Source organism: Streptomyces indicus (genome assembly GCF_900100315.1).
Taxonomy (GTDB): domain Bacteria; phylum Actinomycetota; class Actinomycetes; order Streptomycetales; family Streptomycetaceae; genus Streptomyces; species Streptomyces indicus.
Genome location: NZ_FNFF01000023.1, coordinates 39398 through 56117, shown reverse-complemented (window position 1 = coordinate 56117; position 16720 = coordinate 39398). Strand labels below are relative to the sequence as shown.

Sequence of the window (16720 nt, the reverse complement as noted above, 5' to 3'; positions counted from 1 at the left end):
CCGGTACGGAGATCGCCGAGCGAACGGTGTGGCCCAAACGGGGCGGGACCCGCCGGCGACGGGCGCGAACACGACGAAGGCCCGGCACGCACTCTCGTACGCACCGGGCCTCGCCCTTCAGTAGCGGGGACAGGATTTGAACCTGCGACCTCTGGGTTATGAGCCCAGCGAGCTACCGAGCTGCTCCACCCCGCGTCGGTAAACACAAGTGTACGCCATCGGAGGGACGGTCCTCACCAGGGTTTCCCGGCACCTCCTGTGCACGTCGGGCGATGCCCCCTGCGCACATCAGGCAGCGCGCTCTGCGCACTCCAGAATCAGCCGCCCGACCCCGGCCGGATCGACCAGCTGCTGCAGATGCCCTCCGCTCAGCACCTCCACGCGCCACCCCCGCGCCTGCGCCTCACGGGCGGCCTCCTCGTATCCGCCGCTGAACCGCACATACGCACAGGGGTGGTCGTCCCAGCCCGCCGGCACGGGAACCTCCTGTTCGAAGTAGGCGAGCGGAAGCCGCGGCTGCTCCCCGGCGACGGCCCGCCGGGTCTCGGCGTCGGGAAAGAGCGCCGCCACCTCGCTCTCCGCCCACCAGTCGCTCCACCGGGGCAGCACCCCGTCCACCGCCATGGGCCGCAGGAGCTCCCGCATGCGCGCGGTGCCGACGGGGGTGGCCCCGGACCGCGCCGGCAAGGACGCGTCCACGAACACCGAAGCGGTGACCGGGAGTTGGAGCGCCGCCCGAAGCACCGGCACGTACAGCCCGGCATTGCTGTGCGCCACCAGCACGACGGGGGTGCCGGGCGCGAGGTCGCCGAGCCCGTCGCGTACGGCGCGTACGGCCTTCTGCCAGTACGGCCCGTCCCCGACGGGCGGCGGCAGCGCGGGCACCCGCACCGGATGCCCGGCGGCGGCCAGCCACGCGGCGACGGGCCGCCAGGTCAGCGGTCCGACGAGAGGACTGTGGACGAGCACGACATGAGTCCGCATCCGCCGATCCTGCCGACCCGCCCCCGCAAACAGAACAGCGCCCGGACCCACGGCAGGGTCCGGGCGCTGGCTCCGGTAGACCGTGTGGGACTCGAACCCACAACCAATGGATTAAAAGTCCACTGCTCTGCCAATTGAGCTAACGGTCCGCGGCGATGCACCCCCGAGCATAGCCGGACCGGCCCGGCCCGCCGATCGGGTATCGGTGGTCCGGGGGCGGCGTCGTCGTCCGGGCGTCTCGCACGCCGGGGCTCAGGAGAGGCTGACGAAGTTCTTCATCGCGGTCGTGGCCAGCTTCTTCGGCGTGGAGAAGTTGCCCTTGTGATCGGCGTTGTAGAGGTAGAGCGCTCCTGTCGGCGTACGGCCCACGATGTCCTGGCGGCCGTTGCGGTCGAAGTCGCCGCTGCCGACGATCGCGTTGTACATGTTCCAGCCGCCGCCGACACGGGTGCGGGTGGCGAAGTTCCCCTTGCCGTTGCCGCGGTACAGCCAGAGCACTCCGGCCTTGTCCCGTGCGACCAGGTCGGGGATCCCGTCGCCGGACACATCGCCGCGGCCCGCCAGGGCGGTGTAGATGTTCCAGCCGCCGCCGATACGGGAGCGGGTCAGGAAGCCGCCCTTGCCGTCGGCCCGGTAGAGCCACAGCACGCCGGCCGAGTCCCGGCCGATGAGATCCGGCTTGCCGTCGCCCGAGATGTCGCGGACGGTGACGAGCCGGCTGTAGATGTTCCAGCCGCCGCCGATGCGGGCGCGACGGTCGAAGTCGGCGCCGAACTCGCTGCTTGGCACGCGGTAGAGGGTGCCACCGGAGGTACGGGCGAGCAGGTCACCGAAGCTGTCACCGTTCAGGTCACCGGCCTGCAGGACGGCGGTGTAGCCGCTCACCCAGAACGAGCCGGCGTCGTCGACACTGCAGCCCCACAGACGGCGGTCCTGGTCCGTCACGCAGACGTCCAGCAGTTCGCCGGGCTCCCTGGCGAGGAAGCTGCCGCCGAACCGGTAGTCGATGTCGGTGTCGGTGGTCGCGTTGGTGATCATGGAGCGGTACGAGGCCACGCGGGTGTAGACCCGCACACCGTCCTGCACACAGCCGGTGGACCGAGTCGCCGACGTCGCGATGAGCTTGCCGCCCGCCACGAGCGCACCGCCCGCGTCACCGAAGCACTGGTCGTCATCCGCGACCGGCGCAGCACCAGGTGCCGGAACGGAGCACACCGCGCCCGACGGGAGCGCGCTGCCGAGCAGAGCCGCGCAGTCCGCGGCCGACTTGATCTCGACCTGTTCACTGTGCCGGGCACGCGGTGCATCGTCCGCGTCGAGCCCCGCCCAGGAGTAGAACGTCGCCTTCGCCCCGGGCGCCCACAGCGCGGAGTCCGAGGCGGAGGCGAGGACCGGCTTGCCGGAGTTGTCGGGTGTGCGCCGGGTGACGACGGAGACGGCGGCACGGCGTGTGGCGGCGTCGTACTGGGGATGGGAGCGGTACGTCGCCCCACCACCGCTGCCGCCGGAGAGCTGTCCGGTGCCGAGGTCGTACTCCCACTCGAAGTCGGCCGCGTCCATGCCCGTGAAGCAGTCGGGCGTCGCGAGGGTCTTCGTCTTCGACAGGACGATGCCGGTGCACGCGCGGTGCTGGCCGGTGGCCTCGTCGTCGTAGTAGACCGGGATGACCCAGGAGGGCACCGAGGTCGCGGCCTGCGCCTCGGGAGCGGCGCCGAGCACGCCGTCCACGGCCCCGGTGAGCAGCGTCGCCGAGGCGAACACGGCGATCAGCCGAATCGAGCGGCGCATCAGAACATCCCCTTGTAGCCCTGCCAGCCGGAGGCCAGCTGCACGCGGGCGCCGAAGCCGCCCGCTCCGTTGCCGTTGTTACGGAAGAGACCACCCGCGCTGTCGCGCACGACGATGTCGGGGCGGCCGTCGCCGGAGATGTCACCGACACCGACGACGGCGTTGTAGGTACGTCCCCAGTCCTTGAACACCTGCTGGCGCGGCGCGAACTTCCCGTTGCCCAGGCCGTCGTAGCGCCACAGGCCTCCGCTGCGGTCGTGGCCGAGCAGATCCGCCTTGCCGTCGCCGGTGATGTCCCCCACGCCGGTGATCCGCCCGTACGTCTTCCAGTTGGACGCGATCTTGACGCGTCCGGCGAGCTTGCCGTCGGACGTGCCCGCGTAGAAGTACATGTCGCCGGTGGTGGTCTGGCGGGCGATCAGATCGGCCCGTCCGTCGCCGTTCAGATCACCCGGCGAGGTCAGCACGTCGTACTGCCCCCAGCCCTTGCCGTACACGAGATGGCTGCTGCCCGGCACATGGCCGCCGCCGCATTTGCCCGTGTAGCGGCGCAGCTCGCCGTTCGGCATGCGCACCAGCAGCTCGGCGCAGCGGTCGGTGCCCGTGTCACCGAACGGGACGGCGAGGGTGCCGGCCGGCCAGCCGCTGCCGGAGTTCTTGGTGCCGAAACCGCCGGTGCCGTTCCCGATGTGGTGGGTCAGCGTGCCGCTGGAGTTGAGGGTGACCAGGTCGCCGTGGGCGCTGCCGCCCTGGTCGTGGAAACCCTGCAGGGCGCCGTACACATTGATGTCGGCGCTCGTCGTGTAGGTGCCGTTGCCGTCGGCGGCGGTCGCGGTCAGGGTCCAGCGGTAGGTGCCGTTCAGGAGGAACTGCCCCGCGTCGCCCCTGCCGTCCCACGCGACGTCGACCTCGGTGCCGGGTCCGTCAGCGCGGATCGTCCGGACGGTACGTCCCAGCTTGTCCTTCACCGTGAACGTCCAGTCGGCCGGCTTGTTGAGCTGCCAGGTGCTCAGCCATGAGGTGCCGCCGTACGGATTCTTCAGGTCGATCCACGCGTCGTTGACCTCGGACTCGATCTTCGCAAGGGACTGCGCGGGCACCCCGCTCTGCACCACATGGATCGCGTTGGTCTGCCCGACGTACGCGATGTCCCCGCCGAACTTGTCGACGCTCCAGGTCAGTCGACGCTGGTCGGTGGTGTTCCCGGCCGGCAGATCGGCGATCTCCCGCGCGGCGGCGGCCGTACCCGTGTGGAAGTCGGTGAGCATGAGCTTGCCGGCGACCCGGTCGTGCTGCACCAAGTAGCCGTCACCGACCAGGGCGGGCCCGGACGGCACAGTGAACTTCCGCTTGGTGGTGTGGTCGTACACACCGGCGGCGCCGGTCGGACCGCAGTTCCAGTACAGCCAGCGCCCGATGGCCTGCAGCTCCTTGACCGTGCACGGAGCACCGACGGCGACCGTCTCGACGACCTGCTTCTTCTTCAGGTCGATCGCACTGACCGAGCCCGCGGCCGCGTTGGCGGTCCACAGACGGGTGCCCCAGACGGAAGCCGCACCGATGGAGCGGGTCATCCGCACGCTCTGGCTCCGGTACCCCGGGACGTAGTCGATGTACTGCTTGCCGGTCGAGGCAGCGTTGTAGACGTAGAACCGGCCCGTGGCGTCCACGAACCTCCCACCGGTGACGGACGGTTCGTCGGCCGAGTGAAGGCTGTTGGGGCTCAGGTGGATCTGCGCCCTCTGATTGCCCGAGGCGTCCTCGAAGAAGTACCCGACGAACCCGTTGCCCGTGGCCCGCAGCGGAACACAGCCGCCGGCATCGCAGGGCACCCGCTCGACCGCTGACCCGACGGCGTACGTCCCGGCGTACCCACGCGACTCCCGGTCTCCCACCGAGGTGCCGTCCGCCGTGACATCGCGTACGAAGACCCACTGCTCACCGGCGGCCGCGCGCTCGACGGTCGTGAGTACACCGCCGGCGAAGTCGATCCCCCAGACACCGTCGGTCTGGACGGGGGTCGGCGAGTCGGCTGCCGCGCCTGTCGCCGTAAGTCCTGTGAAAGTGAAGGCTGTTGCGGCGGCCATGACGACGGACATACGGATCCGACGGGCCGCCCGAGAGCGCATGCGCGCATGCCGGGCCAAGAGGGTTCCCTCCCCGAGAACACTGAGAACGCGTCGCGGTCCGGGCCAAGCCCCCCTGGCCACACCCACCGCGCACGCGGGGCCGGATCGTAACAGTCGGTACGCGTGTGACGGAAGAGAAAAGAGAAGCGGGCCCCTTTGTGAAGAGGGGGCCCGCTTCCGCGAGTCAGGACCGGATCGTGACCGGAACCGAACCGGTGGCTCAGAAGATCCCCCGGTACCCGCCCCACCCGGTCGCGATCTTCACCGGCGACGAGAACGTGCCGGTCCCGCGGCCGCTGTGCCGCCACAGGTTCCCGGCAGTGTCCCGCATCACGAGGTCCGCCTTGCCGTCGCCCGTGATGTCACCGGCGCCGACGACCGCGTTGTACTTGGTACCCCACGTCGCGGCCAACTGGTGGCGCGGGCCGAGCAGTCCGTTGCCGAGGCCGTAGTACCGGAACAGCGCACCGCTCTTGTCCACGGCGAGCACGTCGCCATGGCCGTCGCCGTTCAGGTCACCGGCACCGACGATCTTGGAGTAGATGTGCCAGCCGCCGCCGATCCGCTTCGGGCTCGCGAGAATCCCCGAGGCCGTCGTCGGATACACGAACAGCTCACCCGTCGACGCCTTGCGCGCCACCAGGTCGGTGCGTCCGTCTCCGGTCAGATCCCCGGGCGCCGTCAGCACGTTGTGCGTGTTCCACCCGCCACCGATCAGGGAGTACGCCGTCGTCGGCGCGACGGCCTCGCCGCAACCCGGCTTGTACGCGCGCAACTTGCCGTCCGGCATCCGTACGAGGACGTCGTTGCAGCGGTCACCGTTGAGGTCGCCGAAGGGGACGGCGAGGGTGCTGGTCGACCAGCCGCTCGCGGAGGTGCCACCGGAGAACGTCCCGGCCCCGGTGCCGTGCTGGAAGGTGAGGCCGCCGGAGGAGTTGAGGGTGAGGAGGTCGCCGATGCCGTCCTGTCCTGCATGGTCCCGCAGCACAGGAGCGGCGAGCGCCCCGGCCGTGACCAGGTGGATGCGCTCGTCGGCGTCCACGAAAGCCACGCGGTTGCCATACGGATCCAGGGTCCAGCGGATCCGTCGGTCCGAGGTCGTGCCCTCGGGCCTGAGGTTGGCAGTCGCGGGCAGCTCAGCCAGATCGGCGGTGACCGCCTGCCCGGAGCGGACGTCGGTGCGCACCAGCCTGCCGCGGGCGTTGTCGTGGCGGACCAGGAACCCGTCGGCCAGCAGTGCGTCCCCTGTAGGAACGGCCACCGTTCGTCCACGGGAGCGGTCGAACACTCCGGCCTTCCCCTGCGCGGCACACGCCCAGTACACGAATCGGCCGTTGACCTGCAACTCGCTGGGCACGCACGCCGAGCCGACGTTGACCTCGATCGCCGCAGCGGTCGAGCCGAGACGGCTCATCGACAGGTGCCCCGCGGTGGACGTCGTGACCCACAGCTGTCCGTTCCACAGGGCGGCGGCGTCCGCCGTGCGTGTGGACACGACCTTGGACTGCGTCCAGTCGACGACGAACTGCTTCTTGCTCCCGCCGCCGGAGAGCAGCGCATACCGCCCTTCCGCGGCCTCCACCTCACCGTAGAAGCCGGGAACCGTCAGCGTCTGGACGTCACCGGCGGGCGTACGGCGATGAACCAGCTGGGAGTTGTCAAGGTCCGCGTAGACGACGGACCCGTCACCGGCCCCGAACAGTCGCGTGCAGCTGTACTGAATCTGGCACGGCTTGACCCATCCGCCGGCCTGCCGGACCGGCCCCGCCTGGGGGACCGCGTCGGCGGACACCGTACGGGTGTTGAACATGACGTCGTGGGACGGGGACGAGGTCTGGTCGGTCCAGGCAAGGGTGCCGCCTGCCAGTGACAGCCCGTCGACGGGCGCGGGCACCGCCGGCAGGTCCATCAGCTCATCGCCGACGATCTGTCCGTCCGGCGCCTCGGAGAGGCGGTGCACACCCCAGTTCGCCTTGTCGGGACCGCCCGCCACGATGGCCGACCCGTCCGCCGACGAGTGGATCCAGCCGTCCATCTGCGGAAGCAGCGTGCGCCATTCCCCGGCATCGGTCAGGGGCCGGGTGAGCACAGCACGGGTCTCGTCGCCGTAGGTGGCCACCACGACGTCGTCACCGACGATCGTGAAGTCGGTCTTCCCCTCGGTGCCCTGGGCCGGCACAGCGGTCACCGGTCCGTCGAGCGCGTCGCGGCGCAGCAGCCGCGCGCCGGCTCCCGGGAACCACCAACCGACGTAGTTCTCGCTCAGGAAGGGTGACCGGGCCGAGGTCGCCTTGTATGGGCTGAACACCTTGGCCCAGGTTCCGTCGCGGACATCGACGAGTACGAGTTGGTAGAGAAAGACCTCGGGGTCCTCCGTCGGCACGCGATAGCGCATGAGCAGCGAGCGGTCGTCACGCCCGCTGGGCGCGAGGAGCTTCGCGTCGGCGGGCCAGCCGGTCAGCTTCGTGTCGCTGGTGCCGCCATCGGCTGCGGACTTGAGCAGGTGCAGTTCACGTACGTTGGACGAGCTGCCCAGGTAGGCGACGACGACGCCCTCGCCGGCCGTGCCCGCGTAGGTCAGGCCAGTGGGGACGGTCACCGAACCCTTGTCCACGGCGGAGCCGATCGCGCGGAACCGAACGACGCGTCGGCCCTCGGCGTCGGTCGACAGGGTGAACGTGGTGTCCGACTGGGCGAGCCCAGCGGGCTGCTGGCTGCCGTCGAACTCGGTCACGTCCCGGGTCTGTCGCGTCGCGTAGTCGGTCCAGCGCAAGCCGGTGGCGCCCTCCGGGCGCGACAGCACACCGGTGTCGCCGAAGCCGCTGAACCCCGGGTTGCGCGGAGCTCTCCGGTCCGCGGCGGGGAGCACGATCTCGTCCTCTCCGACCGCCCGCGCCGACCCCGCCCGCGCCGTCTCCGCCGGCACGGCGGCCAGGACGCCGGTGGCGAGGGCGACGGTCACGGCCAAGGCCGCGCCCCCTCTGCCGAGCAGACGGCGTCGTATGACCTTGCTGACTTCCACGCAACCCCCCCAGCCACACCCACCTCATGCGAGTCGCCAGACTGTACAGCCCTTCACGTTCTCTCCACAACGGAGAAAGCCCAGCTCAGGGGCACAAAACAGCGGGCCCACCCCGAAGGGTGGGCCCGCTGTTCAACTATCGGGCGCTATGCCCGAGTTCGATGCCCGACGCTGTCGCGCCGCTCAGCCGTTCCGCTTCCAGCGCGGCTTGTCCTCGCGGCGGCCGAAGGACGAGCCCGAGCGGTGGTCCCCTCGGTGGTCGTCGCGGCGGTTGAACGGGCGGTCGGAGCCGCGGTGGCCACCGCGGTTGTCCCGGCTGTCGCGGTTGAACGGACGGTCCGAGCCGCCGCGGTGGTCCCGGCGGAAGCCGCCGCGGTCGTCGCGGTCGCGGTTGAACGGACGGTCGCCACGGTCGCGGTTGAAGCCGCCCCGGTTGTCACGGTCGTCACGGCGGAAGCCGCCACGGTCGTCACGACGCTCGAAGCCACGGCCACCGCGGTCGTCACGGCGCTCGAACGAACGGCCGCCACGGTCATCGCGGTTGCAGGAACGGCCGCCGCGGTCGTCGCGGTCGCGGTTGAACGGACGGTCGCCACGGTCGCGGTTGAAGCCGCCCCGGTTGTCACGGTCGTCACGGCGGAAGCCGCCACGGTCGTCACGACGCTCGAAGCCACGGCCACCGCGGTCGTCACGGCGGTCGTCACGACGGAAGCCACCACGGTCACCGTCACGACGGTCGTCACGGCGGTCGAAGGAACGCTCGGCGCGGTCGCGGCGCTCGTAGTTGCCGCGCTCGTCCCGACGCTGCTGCGGACGCTCGTACGAGGAAGAACGCTCGGTGCGCTCGTACGAAGCGGACGGGCGCTCCTCGCGCACCGGCTGCTCCGGCACCTCGGCCACGGCAGCCGCCGCCTCCTCGACGACGGCCTCGGCCGCACGCTCGGCGAGGGCGGCCTCGGGGTCCTCGCCGCGCTCGCGGGCCGCACGCGCGGTGAGGCGGTCGGCCTCCTCGCGCAGCTCGGTGGCGCGGCGCTGCGCGCGCTCCAGCTCCTTGGTGAGCTCGGCGACGGAGCGCTCGGCCTGCTTCGCGGCGTTGTCCGCGGAGTCGGCCTGGACCTCGGTCAGCGAACGGGCGCCGGTGATCTCGGCGACCTCCGGGTCGAAGGCACCGCCCTGGCCGATGATGTGGCGCGAGGCGTCGACGCCCGCGTCCTCCATGAGGCGGAAGATCTGGCGGCGCTGGTGCGGGAGGGACAGGGACACGACCGTGCCGCTGCGGCCGGCGCGAGCCGTACGGCCCGAGCGGTGCAGGTAGTCCTTGTGGTCGCCGGCCGGGTCCACGTTCAGGACCAGGTCGATGCCGTCGACGTGGATGCCGCGGGCGGCGACGTCGGTGGCGACGAGCGCGTTGACGTAGCCGTCCTTGAAGTCGGCGAGCACGCGGGTACGGGCGCCCTGCGTCATACCGCCGTGCAGCGCGTCGGCCTTCACACCGGCGTCCTGGAGCTGCTCGGCGATGCGGTCGGCGCCCAGCTGGGTGCGGACGAAGATGATCGTGCGGCCCTTGCGCGCGGCGATCGCGGCGGTGACCGGGGCCTTGTCGCGCGGCTTCACGATGAGGATGTGGTGCGTCATGGTCGTCACGGCGCCCTGCGCGGCGTCGACCTCGTGGCTGACCGGGTCGACCAGGTAGCGCTTGACGAGCGTGTCGATCTCGTTCTCCAGCGTCGCGGAGAAGAGCATGCGCTGGCCGCCGGTCGGGACCTGGTCGAGCAGCTCGGTGACCTCGGGCAGGAAGCCCAGGTCGGCCATCTGGTCGGCCTCGTCGAGCACGGCGACCTCGACGTTCTCCAGGGAGCAGGCGCCGCGGTTGATGATGTCGCGCAGGCGGCCCGGGGTGGCGACGAGGATGTCGACGCCGCGCTCGAGCGCGTAGATCTGGTTGCCCATGGACGTACCGCCGCAGACGACCTTCATACGGAGGCCCAGGACGTCGCCGTACGGCTGGAGCGCGTCGGCGACCTGCATGGCGAGCTCACGGGTCGGCGTGAGGATCACACCGCGCGGCTTGTGCTTCTCGGTGGAGCCGCCCGCGAGGCGGGAGAGCAGCGGCAGACCGAAGGAGAGGGTCTTGCCGGAGCCCGTGCGGCCGCGGCCGAGGATGTCCTTCCCGGCCAGGGCGTCCGGGATGGTCGCGGCCTGGATCGGGAAGGGGGTGGTCACACCGTTCTGCGCGAGCTTGCGCACGACGCCCTCGGGCAGGCCCAGGTCGGCGAAGGTGACGGTGTTTTCGTCAGCGGTCTCGTCGACGTCTGCCTCGACGGTCTCCAGGACCGCCTCGTCCCCGGCGGACGCGGGCATGACGGAGTGATCAGTACTGAAAGTGGACATGCGAAACTGCAACCTCTCGGAGTCTCGGCACGCGCCCATAACTCCGTGAAGTCACAATTCGACCGCCTCAATGCGGTCCAGTCACGGCAAGGGAGAGTACGCGCCACGCGGCGCTCTCTCTGTCGGCGCCGGGCAAATGGGATCAAACGATCTACCACTGTACGCACCCCCCGTAGCAAATGGCAAACCGGGCCCCTTCCGGACAGCCACGGACAGGGCATCGCCCCAGCTCAGACGGCCTCCTTCGCGTCCCACCGCGGCCCCCTTCGCGCCCCACCGCGGCCTTCTTCGCGTCCCACCACCACGGCGGCTTTACGTCCCATCGCGGCGGCCCGGATCAGGCCGGCCCGCGCTGCGGCGAAGGCTCGCGCTCGCGGATCTCCGACATCCGCTGCTCCTGCGACATCTGCGTCTGCGCCCCGGCCGAGTCGGACGGCTGCGGCGAGGGCTCCTGGCTCGGCGTGGGCGGGGGCGGCGTGGGCTCCGGGTCCGGGGGCGGCGGCTCCTCCGACGGCGGCACGGGCTTCTGCGTCTTCGTACGGGTGGGAGTCGGCGTCGGCGCGCCGGGCTTCCCGGACGGCTTGGCGGTGCCCGACGGCGAGGCGCTCGGCGAGGCGGAGCCGGAAGCGCTGGGGCGCGCCCCGTGCTTCCCCTCGGGCGCTCCCCCGCGCGCGCCGCCCGAGACCACCGCGGCCCCGTCGGGCCCGGTCGCATCGCCCTGCTGCGAGGCGGAGGGGCCCGGCGCGGGCTTGTCCCCGTCGCCCCCCAGGCTCACGCACCCCGCGCTCGCCGCGACCGCGAGCAGCACGGCGGCCCAGCGCAGCGGACGGCCGTAGGGCGGGCGGTCGGGAAGGGACGGCTGGCGCACGGCGGCACCTCCGGGGCGCGGCGAACGGGATCGCCGTGCCCAACTCCCTTACGCCACAAGAGGACACGCACGACGCACGTACGGACCGGTAGCCGCCAAACGGCACCACCCCCGGACCTCGTCCGTACCGACGCGCACACCACACCGGCCACAAACGGTCACGCGCCGATCAGGACCCGCCCCGGGCCAGTCGTCCGTCGGCCCGTCGAAATCCGCCGGTCTCACGGACAATGGCCGTGTGCTGGAGATGACACGTGAGGCCTTCGAAGAGCTGGTGAGCCAGGCGCTCGACCAGATCCCGCCGGAACTGACCCGGGTCATGGACAACGTCGCGGTGTTCGTGGAGGACGAACCCCCGGCCGACGACCCCGAGCTGCTCGGCCTCTACGAGGGCACCCCGCTCACCGACCGCGGCGAGTGGTACGCGGGCGTGCTGCCCGACCGCATCTCCATCTACATGGGCCCGACCCTGCGCTACTGCGAGACGCCCGAGGACGTGGTGGACGAGGTGGCCATCACCGTCGTGCACGAGATCGCCCACCACTTCGGCATCGACGACGAGCGCCTGCACCAACTCGGCTGGGGCTGACCGCCGGCCCGCAAGCACCAGGCCGACCCCGTACGCCCCGGACCGACCGCCCCGACCGCTCCCCCCACACCCGGGCATAACCCCCCGCCCTCATGGGCATACGCGCACAATGGCCCGCGACTCGACCGCCGCCATAGCCCGCCTGCGCACCGCGGCCACGCGCGTGCGCCACTCCGCAGTCCGCGGCACGAGAGCCGCCGCGGTACGTCTGGGCAGGTCGGCCTCCCGGATACGGAACGCGCCCGGCGCCCTCGTACGCCACTACCGCGCACGCCACCCGCACCCCGTCCCCGAACTCGTCCACCCCCCGCACCCCTACGCCCGCGCCGTCGGCATGGTCGCCGTGGTGCTGCTCGGGGCGTGGCTCGGGCTGCTGATCGTGGGCAGCGTGCGGATCCCGGTCGGGCCGATGGACACGATGATGACGCTGCGGCCCTCCCTGACCGGCGGCACGAAGATCAACGTCTCCCCGCTCGGCGCCCTCGAACTCGAGTCGCACCGCGCCCCGATCCGCCTCGACGTCGACGTCGACCGGCTCGACCCCACCCGCGCCCAGACCCTCGTCGACCACCCCGAACGCTTCTCGGGCCTCCAGGACGAGGTCACCTCCGACGTCGTCTCCGGCACCCGCGAACTGGCCCTGCGCTCCTGCATCGCCGTGGTCTCCGGCGCCACGATCCTCGGCCTCGCCGTCTACCGCACCCCGCGCCGCGCCCTGGCCGCCGGCGGCACCGCCCTCGCGCTCCTCGCGGCCTGCGGGGTCTCGGCCTTCGCGACCTGGAACCCCAAGTCCGTCCTGGAGCCGAAGTTCTCCGGCCTGCTCGCCTCGGCCCCCTCCCTGGTCGGCAACGCCCGCAGCATCGTCACCGAATTCGACATCTACCAGAAGGAGTTGGCGCGCCTGGTCACCAACGTCACCAAGCTCTACGACGCCACCTCCACCCTGCCCACATACGAGCCCGACCCGACCACGATCCGCCTCCTGCACGTCTCCGACATCCACCTCAACCCCGCGTCGTGGCATGTCATCGGCTCGCTCGTCGAGCAGTACGAGATCGACCTGATCGTGGACTCCGGCGACACGATGGACCACGGCAGCGCCGCCGAGAACCCGTTCCTCGACCCGGTCGAGGACCTCGGTGCCCCGTACGTGTGGGTGCGCGGCAACCACGACTCCGAGGCGACGCAGGGGTATCTGGAGCGGATGAAGAACGTCCACGTCCTCGACGAGGGCAGGGCGAAGAACGTGGCCGGGCTGCGCATCGCCGGCATCGGCGACCCGCAGTACACCCCCGACCGCTCCGTCATCGCCGAGGGCGACCCGGCGGAGCAGACCGCGGGGGCGGCCCTGGCCGCCGCACTGTGGCAGGAGCGCTCCCGCGGCACGCCCGTCGACATCGCCGTCGCCCACAACCCGGTCGCCGCCCGCCAGACCGACGGCGCGGTCCCTCTCGTCCTGGCCGGGCACGTCCACCACTCCGAGATGGAGGTCCTCGACCGCGGCACCCGGCTGCGGATCGAAGGGTCGACCGGCGGCAGCGGGCTGCGCGCGATCGACCCCGAGAAGGAGGACGACGAGCCGGACCCCATCGAGGCCTCGGTGCTCTACCTCGACCGGGAGACCAAGCACCTCCAGGCCTGGGACGAGATCCGCCTCGGCGGCCTCGGCCTGACAAAGGCCGAGGTCAGCCGCCATCTCCCGGAGGAGAACAGCCCGGGCGCGACCCCGTCGCCGACGCCGACGGGCACCCGTACCCCGAGGGCTCCGTAAACCGTTTTGGCGATAGCTCCCCCCATCCCATATGCTTCTCACGTCCCCGACGCGCTGCACGGTGTTCATCACAAGCGGTGCCCAGGCGGGCCGATAGCCCTCATCGTCTAGCGGCCTAGGACGCCGCCCTTTCAAGGCGGTAGCACGGGTTCGAATCCCGTTGGGGGCACGCAAGACAGTGTGCGACACTTAGTCGCACAACAGCTTGGTCCTGTGGAGCAGTTTGGAGTGCTCGCCACCCTGTCAAGGTGGAGGCCGCGGGTTCAAATCCCGTCAGGACCGCTGGGATTCCTCGTGAATCCCGTGGCTGGGTAGCTCAGTTGGTACGAGCGATCGCCTGAAAAGCGATAGGTCGCCGGTTCGACCCCGGCCCCAGCCACAGCAAAGGCCCCGATCTTCGGATCGGGGCCTTTCTCGTGCGGTGACGCTCCCTCACTCCGGCAGGACCGCCCGGCCGCCCTCGGGCGCCGGCTCCGGGGCGGGCCGCCGGCGCCGTGCCCGTACCGCCCACACCGCGGCCACCACGGCGACCGCCCCCGCGAGGACCGCCCAGTCCGGCACCGCGTCCCCCACCCGTCGCGCCCACTGCTCGACCGTGAACGAGCTGTCCACGTCCAGGAGTCCGGGCAGCGCCGTCGTCCCGTCGAAGACCAGGAACAGCGTGCCCAGGAGGATGAAGAAGAGGCCGGAGGCCAGGGACGTGGTGTGGAGTTCGAAGCGGCCGATACGGAAGGGGCGTCCGCGCAGCCAGCGTCGGCGGCCCAGCGAGAAGCGGTCCCACAGGAGGGCCAGGAGGAACAGCGGGGCCGCCATGCCCAGGGCGTAGACCGCGAGCAGCGCCCCGCCGTACGCGGGACTGCCGCCGAGGGCCGCCACCGTGAGGACGCTGCCGAGGATCGGGCCCGCGCAGAAGCCGGCCAGCCCGTAGACCGCGCCGAGCGCGTACACGGACAGGCCGGTGGTGGGGCGGATGCGGCCGGTCAGTTCGGTCATACGGCGCGAGGCGAAGCCCATGCCGAGGATCTGGAGCACACCGAGCGCGATGATCAGCCAGCCGCCGATCAGGACGAGCAGTTCCCTGTTGCCGTAGAAGAAGCGGCCCGCGAAGGAGCCGGCCGCGCCCAGCGGCACCAGGGTCGTGGCCAGGCCCAGGTAGAAGATGCCGGTGCGGGCGAGCAGCCGGCCCGTGCTGTCGATCGAGTACGCGAAGAACGCCGGCAGGAGCAGCGCGCTGCACGGGCTGAGCAGCGCGAGCAGCCCGCCGAGGAACGCCGCCAAGTAGCCGATGTCCGCGGTCACTTGGCGCCCTCGCCGGCCGCCTTGCCCCGGGGCGCTGCCGCGAGCGCCTCGTCGATGGCCTGCGTGAAGGTCTCCGCGGGCTGGGCGCCCGCGATGGGCCGGCCGTTGATCAGGAAGGAGGGGGTGGAGGCCGCGCCGAGCCCGTACGCCTCCTCCTGGTCGCGGGACACGGCCTCGCGGGCCTTCTTGCTGTCCGCGTCCCGCACGAAACGGTCCAGGTCCGCGACGCCCGCCTCCTCGGCCAGCGCCTTCAGACGGTCCGCGCCGAAGCCCTTCTCCTTCGCGCCGTCCGCGTACGCCGCCGCGTGGAACTCCCAGAAGCGGCCCTGCTGTCCGGCCGCCCACGCGCCGCGCGCCGCGGCCTCGGACTCCTCGCCGAAGATGGGGAAGTTGCGCCACTCGATCCGCAGCTTCCCCGCGTCCACGTACTTCTTCACGAGCGCGGGCTCGGTGTCCCGCGCGAACTTGCCGCAGAAGCCGCACTTGAAGTCCGCGTACTCGATCATCACGACGGGGGCGTCCGCCGGGCCCTGCGCCAGCGGGTCCCCGGCGTCGCGGCGCGCGAGCTTCGCAAGCTGCGTGTACGTGTCGTTCTGCCCCTGCTCCGCCTGCTCGGGCCGTGTCACCTCGGCGACCTTGTCGGAACCGGAGGCGGCCGCGGGGGTCTCGGGCTTGGTCGCGGTGTACGAGAACCAGCCGAACAGGAGCGCGGCGGCGACGACCGAGGCGCCGATGGCGAGGTTGCGGCGCTTCGGGGCAGGGGTGCGGGTGGAGTCGGACATGGGTTCTCCCGTAGAGAAGTCGAAAGAGAAAGTCGAAGAGGAGCCGAAAGAGAAGTCGAGGGCGGGGAAGCGGGCGGGCGCCTCAGGCCGTGGCCGGGCAGGCGACCTCGCCCGCCAGCCGCCGCACCGTGGCGACGGCGAGCAGCACCAGCGACGCGGCCGCGAGCGCCGGCTGGAGCGGAGCCCAGAGCGTCAGGGCGCCGGTGGTGCCGAGGGCGAGCAGCACGAGCTTGTTGCAGACCGGGCAGCCCACCGCGAGGAAGGAGAGCAGCGCCCCGGCCGACCCGAGCCGGGTGGCGCGCTCGCGGGGACGGCCCGTGCGGACGTACGTGGCGGTCAGCACCCCGGCCAGCAGCGCCGAGAGCGCGAACACCGGGTAGCTCCACCAGGTCGGCGGTATCTCGCGGCCGAACACCGGGTTGGGGATCAGGTCGGTGGGCAGGCCGAGCAGCAGCGCGCTCAGCACGGCCGCGGCCAGGGCGGCGCCCCAGCGGACGCGCGTCCAGAGCCCGAGGGCGCGGACGGCCTGGGCGGCAAGGCGTGCGGGTGCGGCGAAGGAACGCGCGGTGGGCCGCGCGGTGAAGGTCATGCAGGTCTCTCCTGTGCGGATACGGCGAGCAGGGCCCTGGGACGGCAGGGCGCTCCTACACGCGCAGCACGGAGAGGGTGACGGGGGTGGGCGGATCGCCCGGCGGCGAACCCCGCTCGGAGGTCACGGAGAGGAAGGCGCCGTCGGGTACGGGCGCCGAGCCCACGGCGGGCAGCGGCGCGGGCACCAGCTCCGCGGCGGCCCCGGCGCGCGAGGGCGCCGACGGCTGCGAGCCCGGCTCGCCCCGCTCGCCCTTGCCGCAGCCGACCCCGCCGTCCTGGTCCACGGCCACGACCTCCGTGACCGCCACCGAGGCGGAGCCGCCCGAGGCCGCGGCGCTCTGCCCGGCCGCGCACAGCACACCCACCACCGCGAGCAGCAGGCTCAGCAGCAGCGGCACCGCGAAGGAGCGGCGGGCGGGGGCGGCGGACATGAGGCCAGTGTGCCTTACGGGGGCGAGGAGGCGTGGGGCAGGGACACAGGCGGCGGAAGCGGACAGAAATGCGTT

General features: G+C 71.6%; 12 protein-coding genes and 5 tRNA genes. 5 read left to right on the top strand and 12 right to left on the bottom strand.

Going from position 1 to position 16720, the window contains the following annotated elements:
* Window positions 1-121: 121 nt before the first annotated feature.
* From BLT97_RS33970 to BLT97_RS33935, 8 genes are all read right to left on the bottom strand, one after another.
* Window positions 122-195 (bottom strand) — tRNA-Met (locus BLT97_RS33970).
* 93 nt (window positions 196-288) lie between these two features.
* Window positions 289-984: an alpha/beta fold hydrolase gene (locus BLT97_RS33965; protein ID WP_093617298.1), complete on the bottom strand. Its 696-nt coding sequence runs from the start codon at window positions 982-984 to the stop codon at window positions 289-291.
* A gap of 76 nt (window positions 985-1060) precedes the next feature.
* Window positions 1061-1133: transfer RNA gene (locus BLT97_RS33960), tRNA-Lys, on the bottom strand.
* Window positions 1134-1236: 103 nt separating this feature from the next.
* The gene (locus BLT97_RS33955; protein WP_093617296.1) at window positions 1237-2772 is read right to left on the bottom strand and encodes an FG-GAP-like repeat-containing protein; all 1536 of its coding nucleotides are present in this window, start codon (window positions 2770-2772) and stop codon (window positions 1237-1239) included.
* Entirely contained in the window at window positions 2772-4859 is a 2088-nt protein-coding gene (locus tag BLT97_RS33950; RefSeq protein WP_245769696.1) for an FG-GAP-like repeat-containing protein, read from the bottom strand. Before BLT97_RS33950 ends, BLT97_RS33955 begins: the two co-directional genes overlap by 1 nt.
* Window positions 4860-5121: 262 nt before the next feature.
* Window positions 5122-7863 carry an FG-GAP repeat domain-containing protein gene (locus tag BLT97_RS33945; protein WP_245769699.1) on the bottom strand — a complete coding sequence of 914 codons (2742 nt, stop codon included), beginning with the start codon at window positions 7861-7863 and terminating at the stop codon, window positions 5122-5124.
* A gap of 243 nt (window positions 7864-8106) precedes the next feature.
* Window positions 8107-10314: a DEAD/DEAH box helicase gene (locus BLT97_RS33940; RefSeq protein WP_093617290.1), complete on the bottom strand. Its 2208-nt coding sequence runs from the start codon at window positions 10312-10314 to the stop codon at window positions 8107-8109.
* A 337-nt stretch (window positions 10315-10651) separates the two neighbouring features.
* Entirely contained in the window at window positions 10652-11182 is a 531-nt protein-coding gene (locus BLT97_RS33935; protein WP_093617288.1) for a hypothetical protein, read from the bottom strand.
* 238 nt (window positions 11183-11420) lie between these two features.
* On the opposite strand from BLT97_RS33935, the gene BLT97_RS33930 reads away from it, so the two are divergent.
* From BLT97_RS33930 to BLT97_RS33910, 5 genes are all read left to right on the top strand, one after another.
* Entirely contained in the window at window positions 11421-11771 is a 351-nt protein-coding gene (locus BLT97_RS33930; RefSeq protein WP_093617286.1) for a metallopeptidase family protein, read from the top strand.
* 109 nt (window positions 11772-11880) lie between these two features.
* Entirely contained in the window at window positions 11881-13542 is a 1662-nt protein-coding gene (locus BLT97_RS33925; RefSeq protein ID WP_093617284.1) for a metallophosphoesterase family protein, read from the top strand.
* Between the two features lie 96 nt (window positions 13543-13638).
* Window positions 13639-13711 (top strand) — tRNA-Glu (locus tag BLT97_RS33920).
* A gap of 38 nt (window positions 13712-13749) precedes the next feature.
* Window positions 13750-13824: transfer RNA gene (locus tag BLT97_RS33915), tRNA-Asp, on the top strand.
* Between the two features lie 23 nt (window positions 13825-13847).
* Window positions 13848-13921: transfer RNA gene (locus BLT97_RS33910), tRNA-Phe, on the top strand.
* 53 nt (window positions 13922-13974) lie between these two features.
* Here BLT97_RS33910 and BLT97_RS33905 read toward each other — a convergent pair.
* The 4 genes from BLT97_RS33905 to BLT97_RS38145 form a co-directional block, all read right to left on the bottom strand.
* Window positions 13975-14841 carry a cytochrome c biogenesis CcdA family protein gene (locus BLT97_RS33905; protein WP_093617281.1) on the bottom strand — a complete coding sequence of 289 codons (867 nt, stop codon included), beginning with the start codon at window positions 14839-14841 and terminating at the stop codon, window positions 13975-13977.
* A complete protein-coding gene (locus tag BLT97_RS33900) occupies window positions 14838-15623 on the bottom strand; it encodes a DsbA family protein (protein WP_093617279.1) in 786 nt (261 codons plus the stop codon). Before BLT97_RS33900 ends, BLT97_RS33905 begins: the two co-directional genes overlap by 4 nt.
* A gap of 82 nt (window positions 15624-15705) precedes the next feature.
* Window positions 15706-16212, bottom strand: a complete 507-nt coding sequence (locus BLT97_RS33895; RefSeq protein ID WP_093617277.1) for a hypothetical protein — start codon at window positions 16210-16212, stop codon at window positions 15706-15708.
* Window positions 16213-16267: 55 nt separating this feature from the next.
* Window positions 16268-16645, bottom strand: coding sequence for a hypothetical protein (locus BLT97_RS38145; protein ID WP_176953986.1), 378 nt, complete (start codon window positions 16643-16645; stop codon window positions 16268-16270).
* Window positions 16646-16720: the final 75 nt, after the last annotated feature.

What these genes read in the sequence shown, in the direction of transcription:
- BLT97_RS33900 (WP_093617279.1), bottom strand. Translation starts at nt 15,623, where the DNA reads ATGTCCGACTCCACCCGCACCCCTGCCCCGAAGCGCCGCAACCTCGCC.
- BLT97_RS33895 (WP_093617277.1), bottom strand. Translation starts at nt 16,212, where the DNA reads ATGACCTTCACCGCGCGGCCCACCGCGCGTTCCTTCGCCGCACCCGCA.
- BLT97_RS38145 (WP_176953986.1), bottom strand. Translation starts at nt 16,645, where the DNA reads ATGTCCGCCGCCCCCGCCCGCCGCTCCTTCGCGGTGCCGCTGCTGCTG.
- BLT97_RS33955 (WP_093617296.1), bottom strand. Translation starts at nt 2,772, where the DNA reads ATGCGCCGCTCGATTCGGCTGATCGCCGTGTTCGCCTCGGCGACGCTG.
- BLT97_RS33950 (WP_245769696.1), bottom strand. Translation starts at nt 4,859, where the DNA reads ATGGCCGCCGCAACAGCCTTCACTTTCACAGGACTTACGGCGACAGGC.
- BLT97_RS33965 (WP_093617298.1), bottom strand. Translation starts at nt 984, where the DNA reads ATGCGGACTCATGTCGTGCTCGTCCACAGTCCTCTCGTCGGACCGCTG.
- BLT97_RS33925 (WP_093617284.1), top strand. Translation starts at nt 11,881, where the DNA reads ATGGCCCGCGACTCGACCGCCGCCATAGCCCGCCTGCGCACCGCGGCC.
- BLT97_RS33940 (WP_093617290.1), bottom strand. Translation starts at nt 10,314, where the DNA reads ATGTCCACTTTCAGTACTGATCACTCCGTCATGCCCGCGTCCGCCGGG.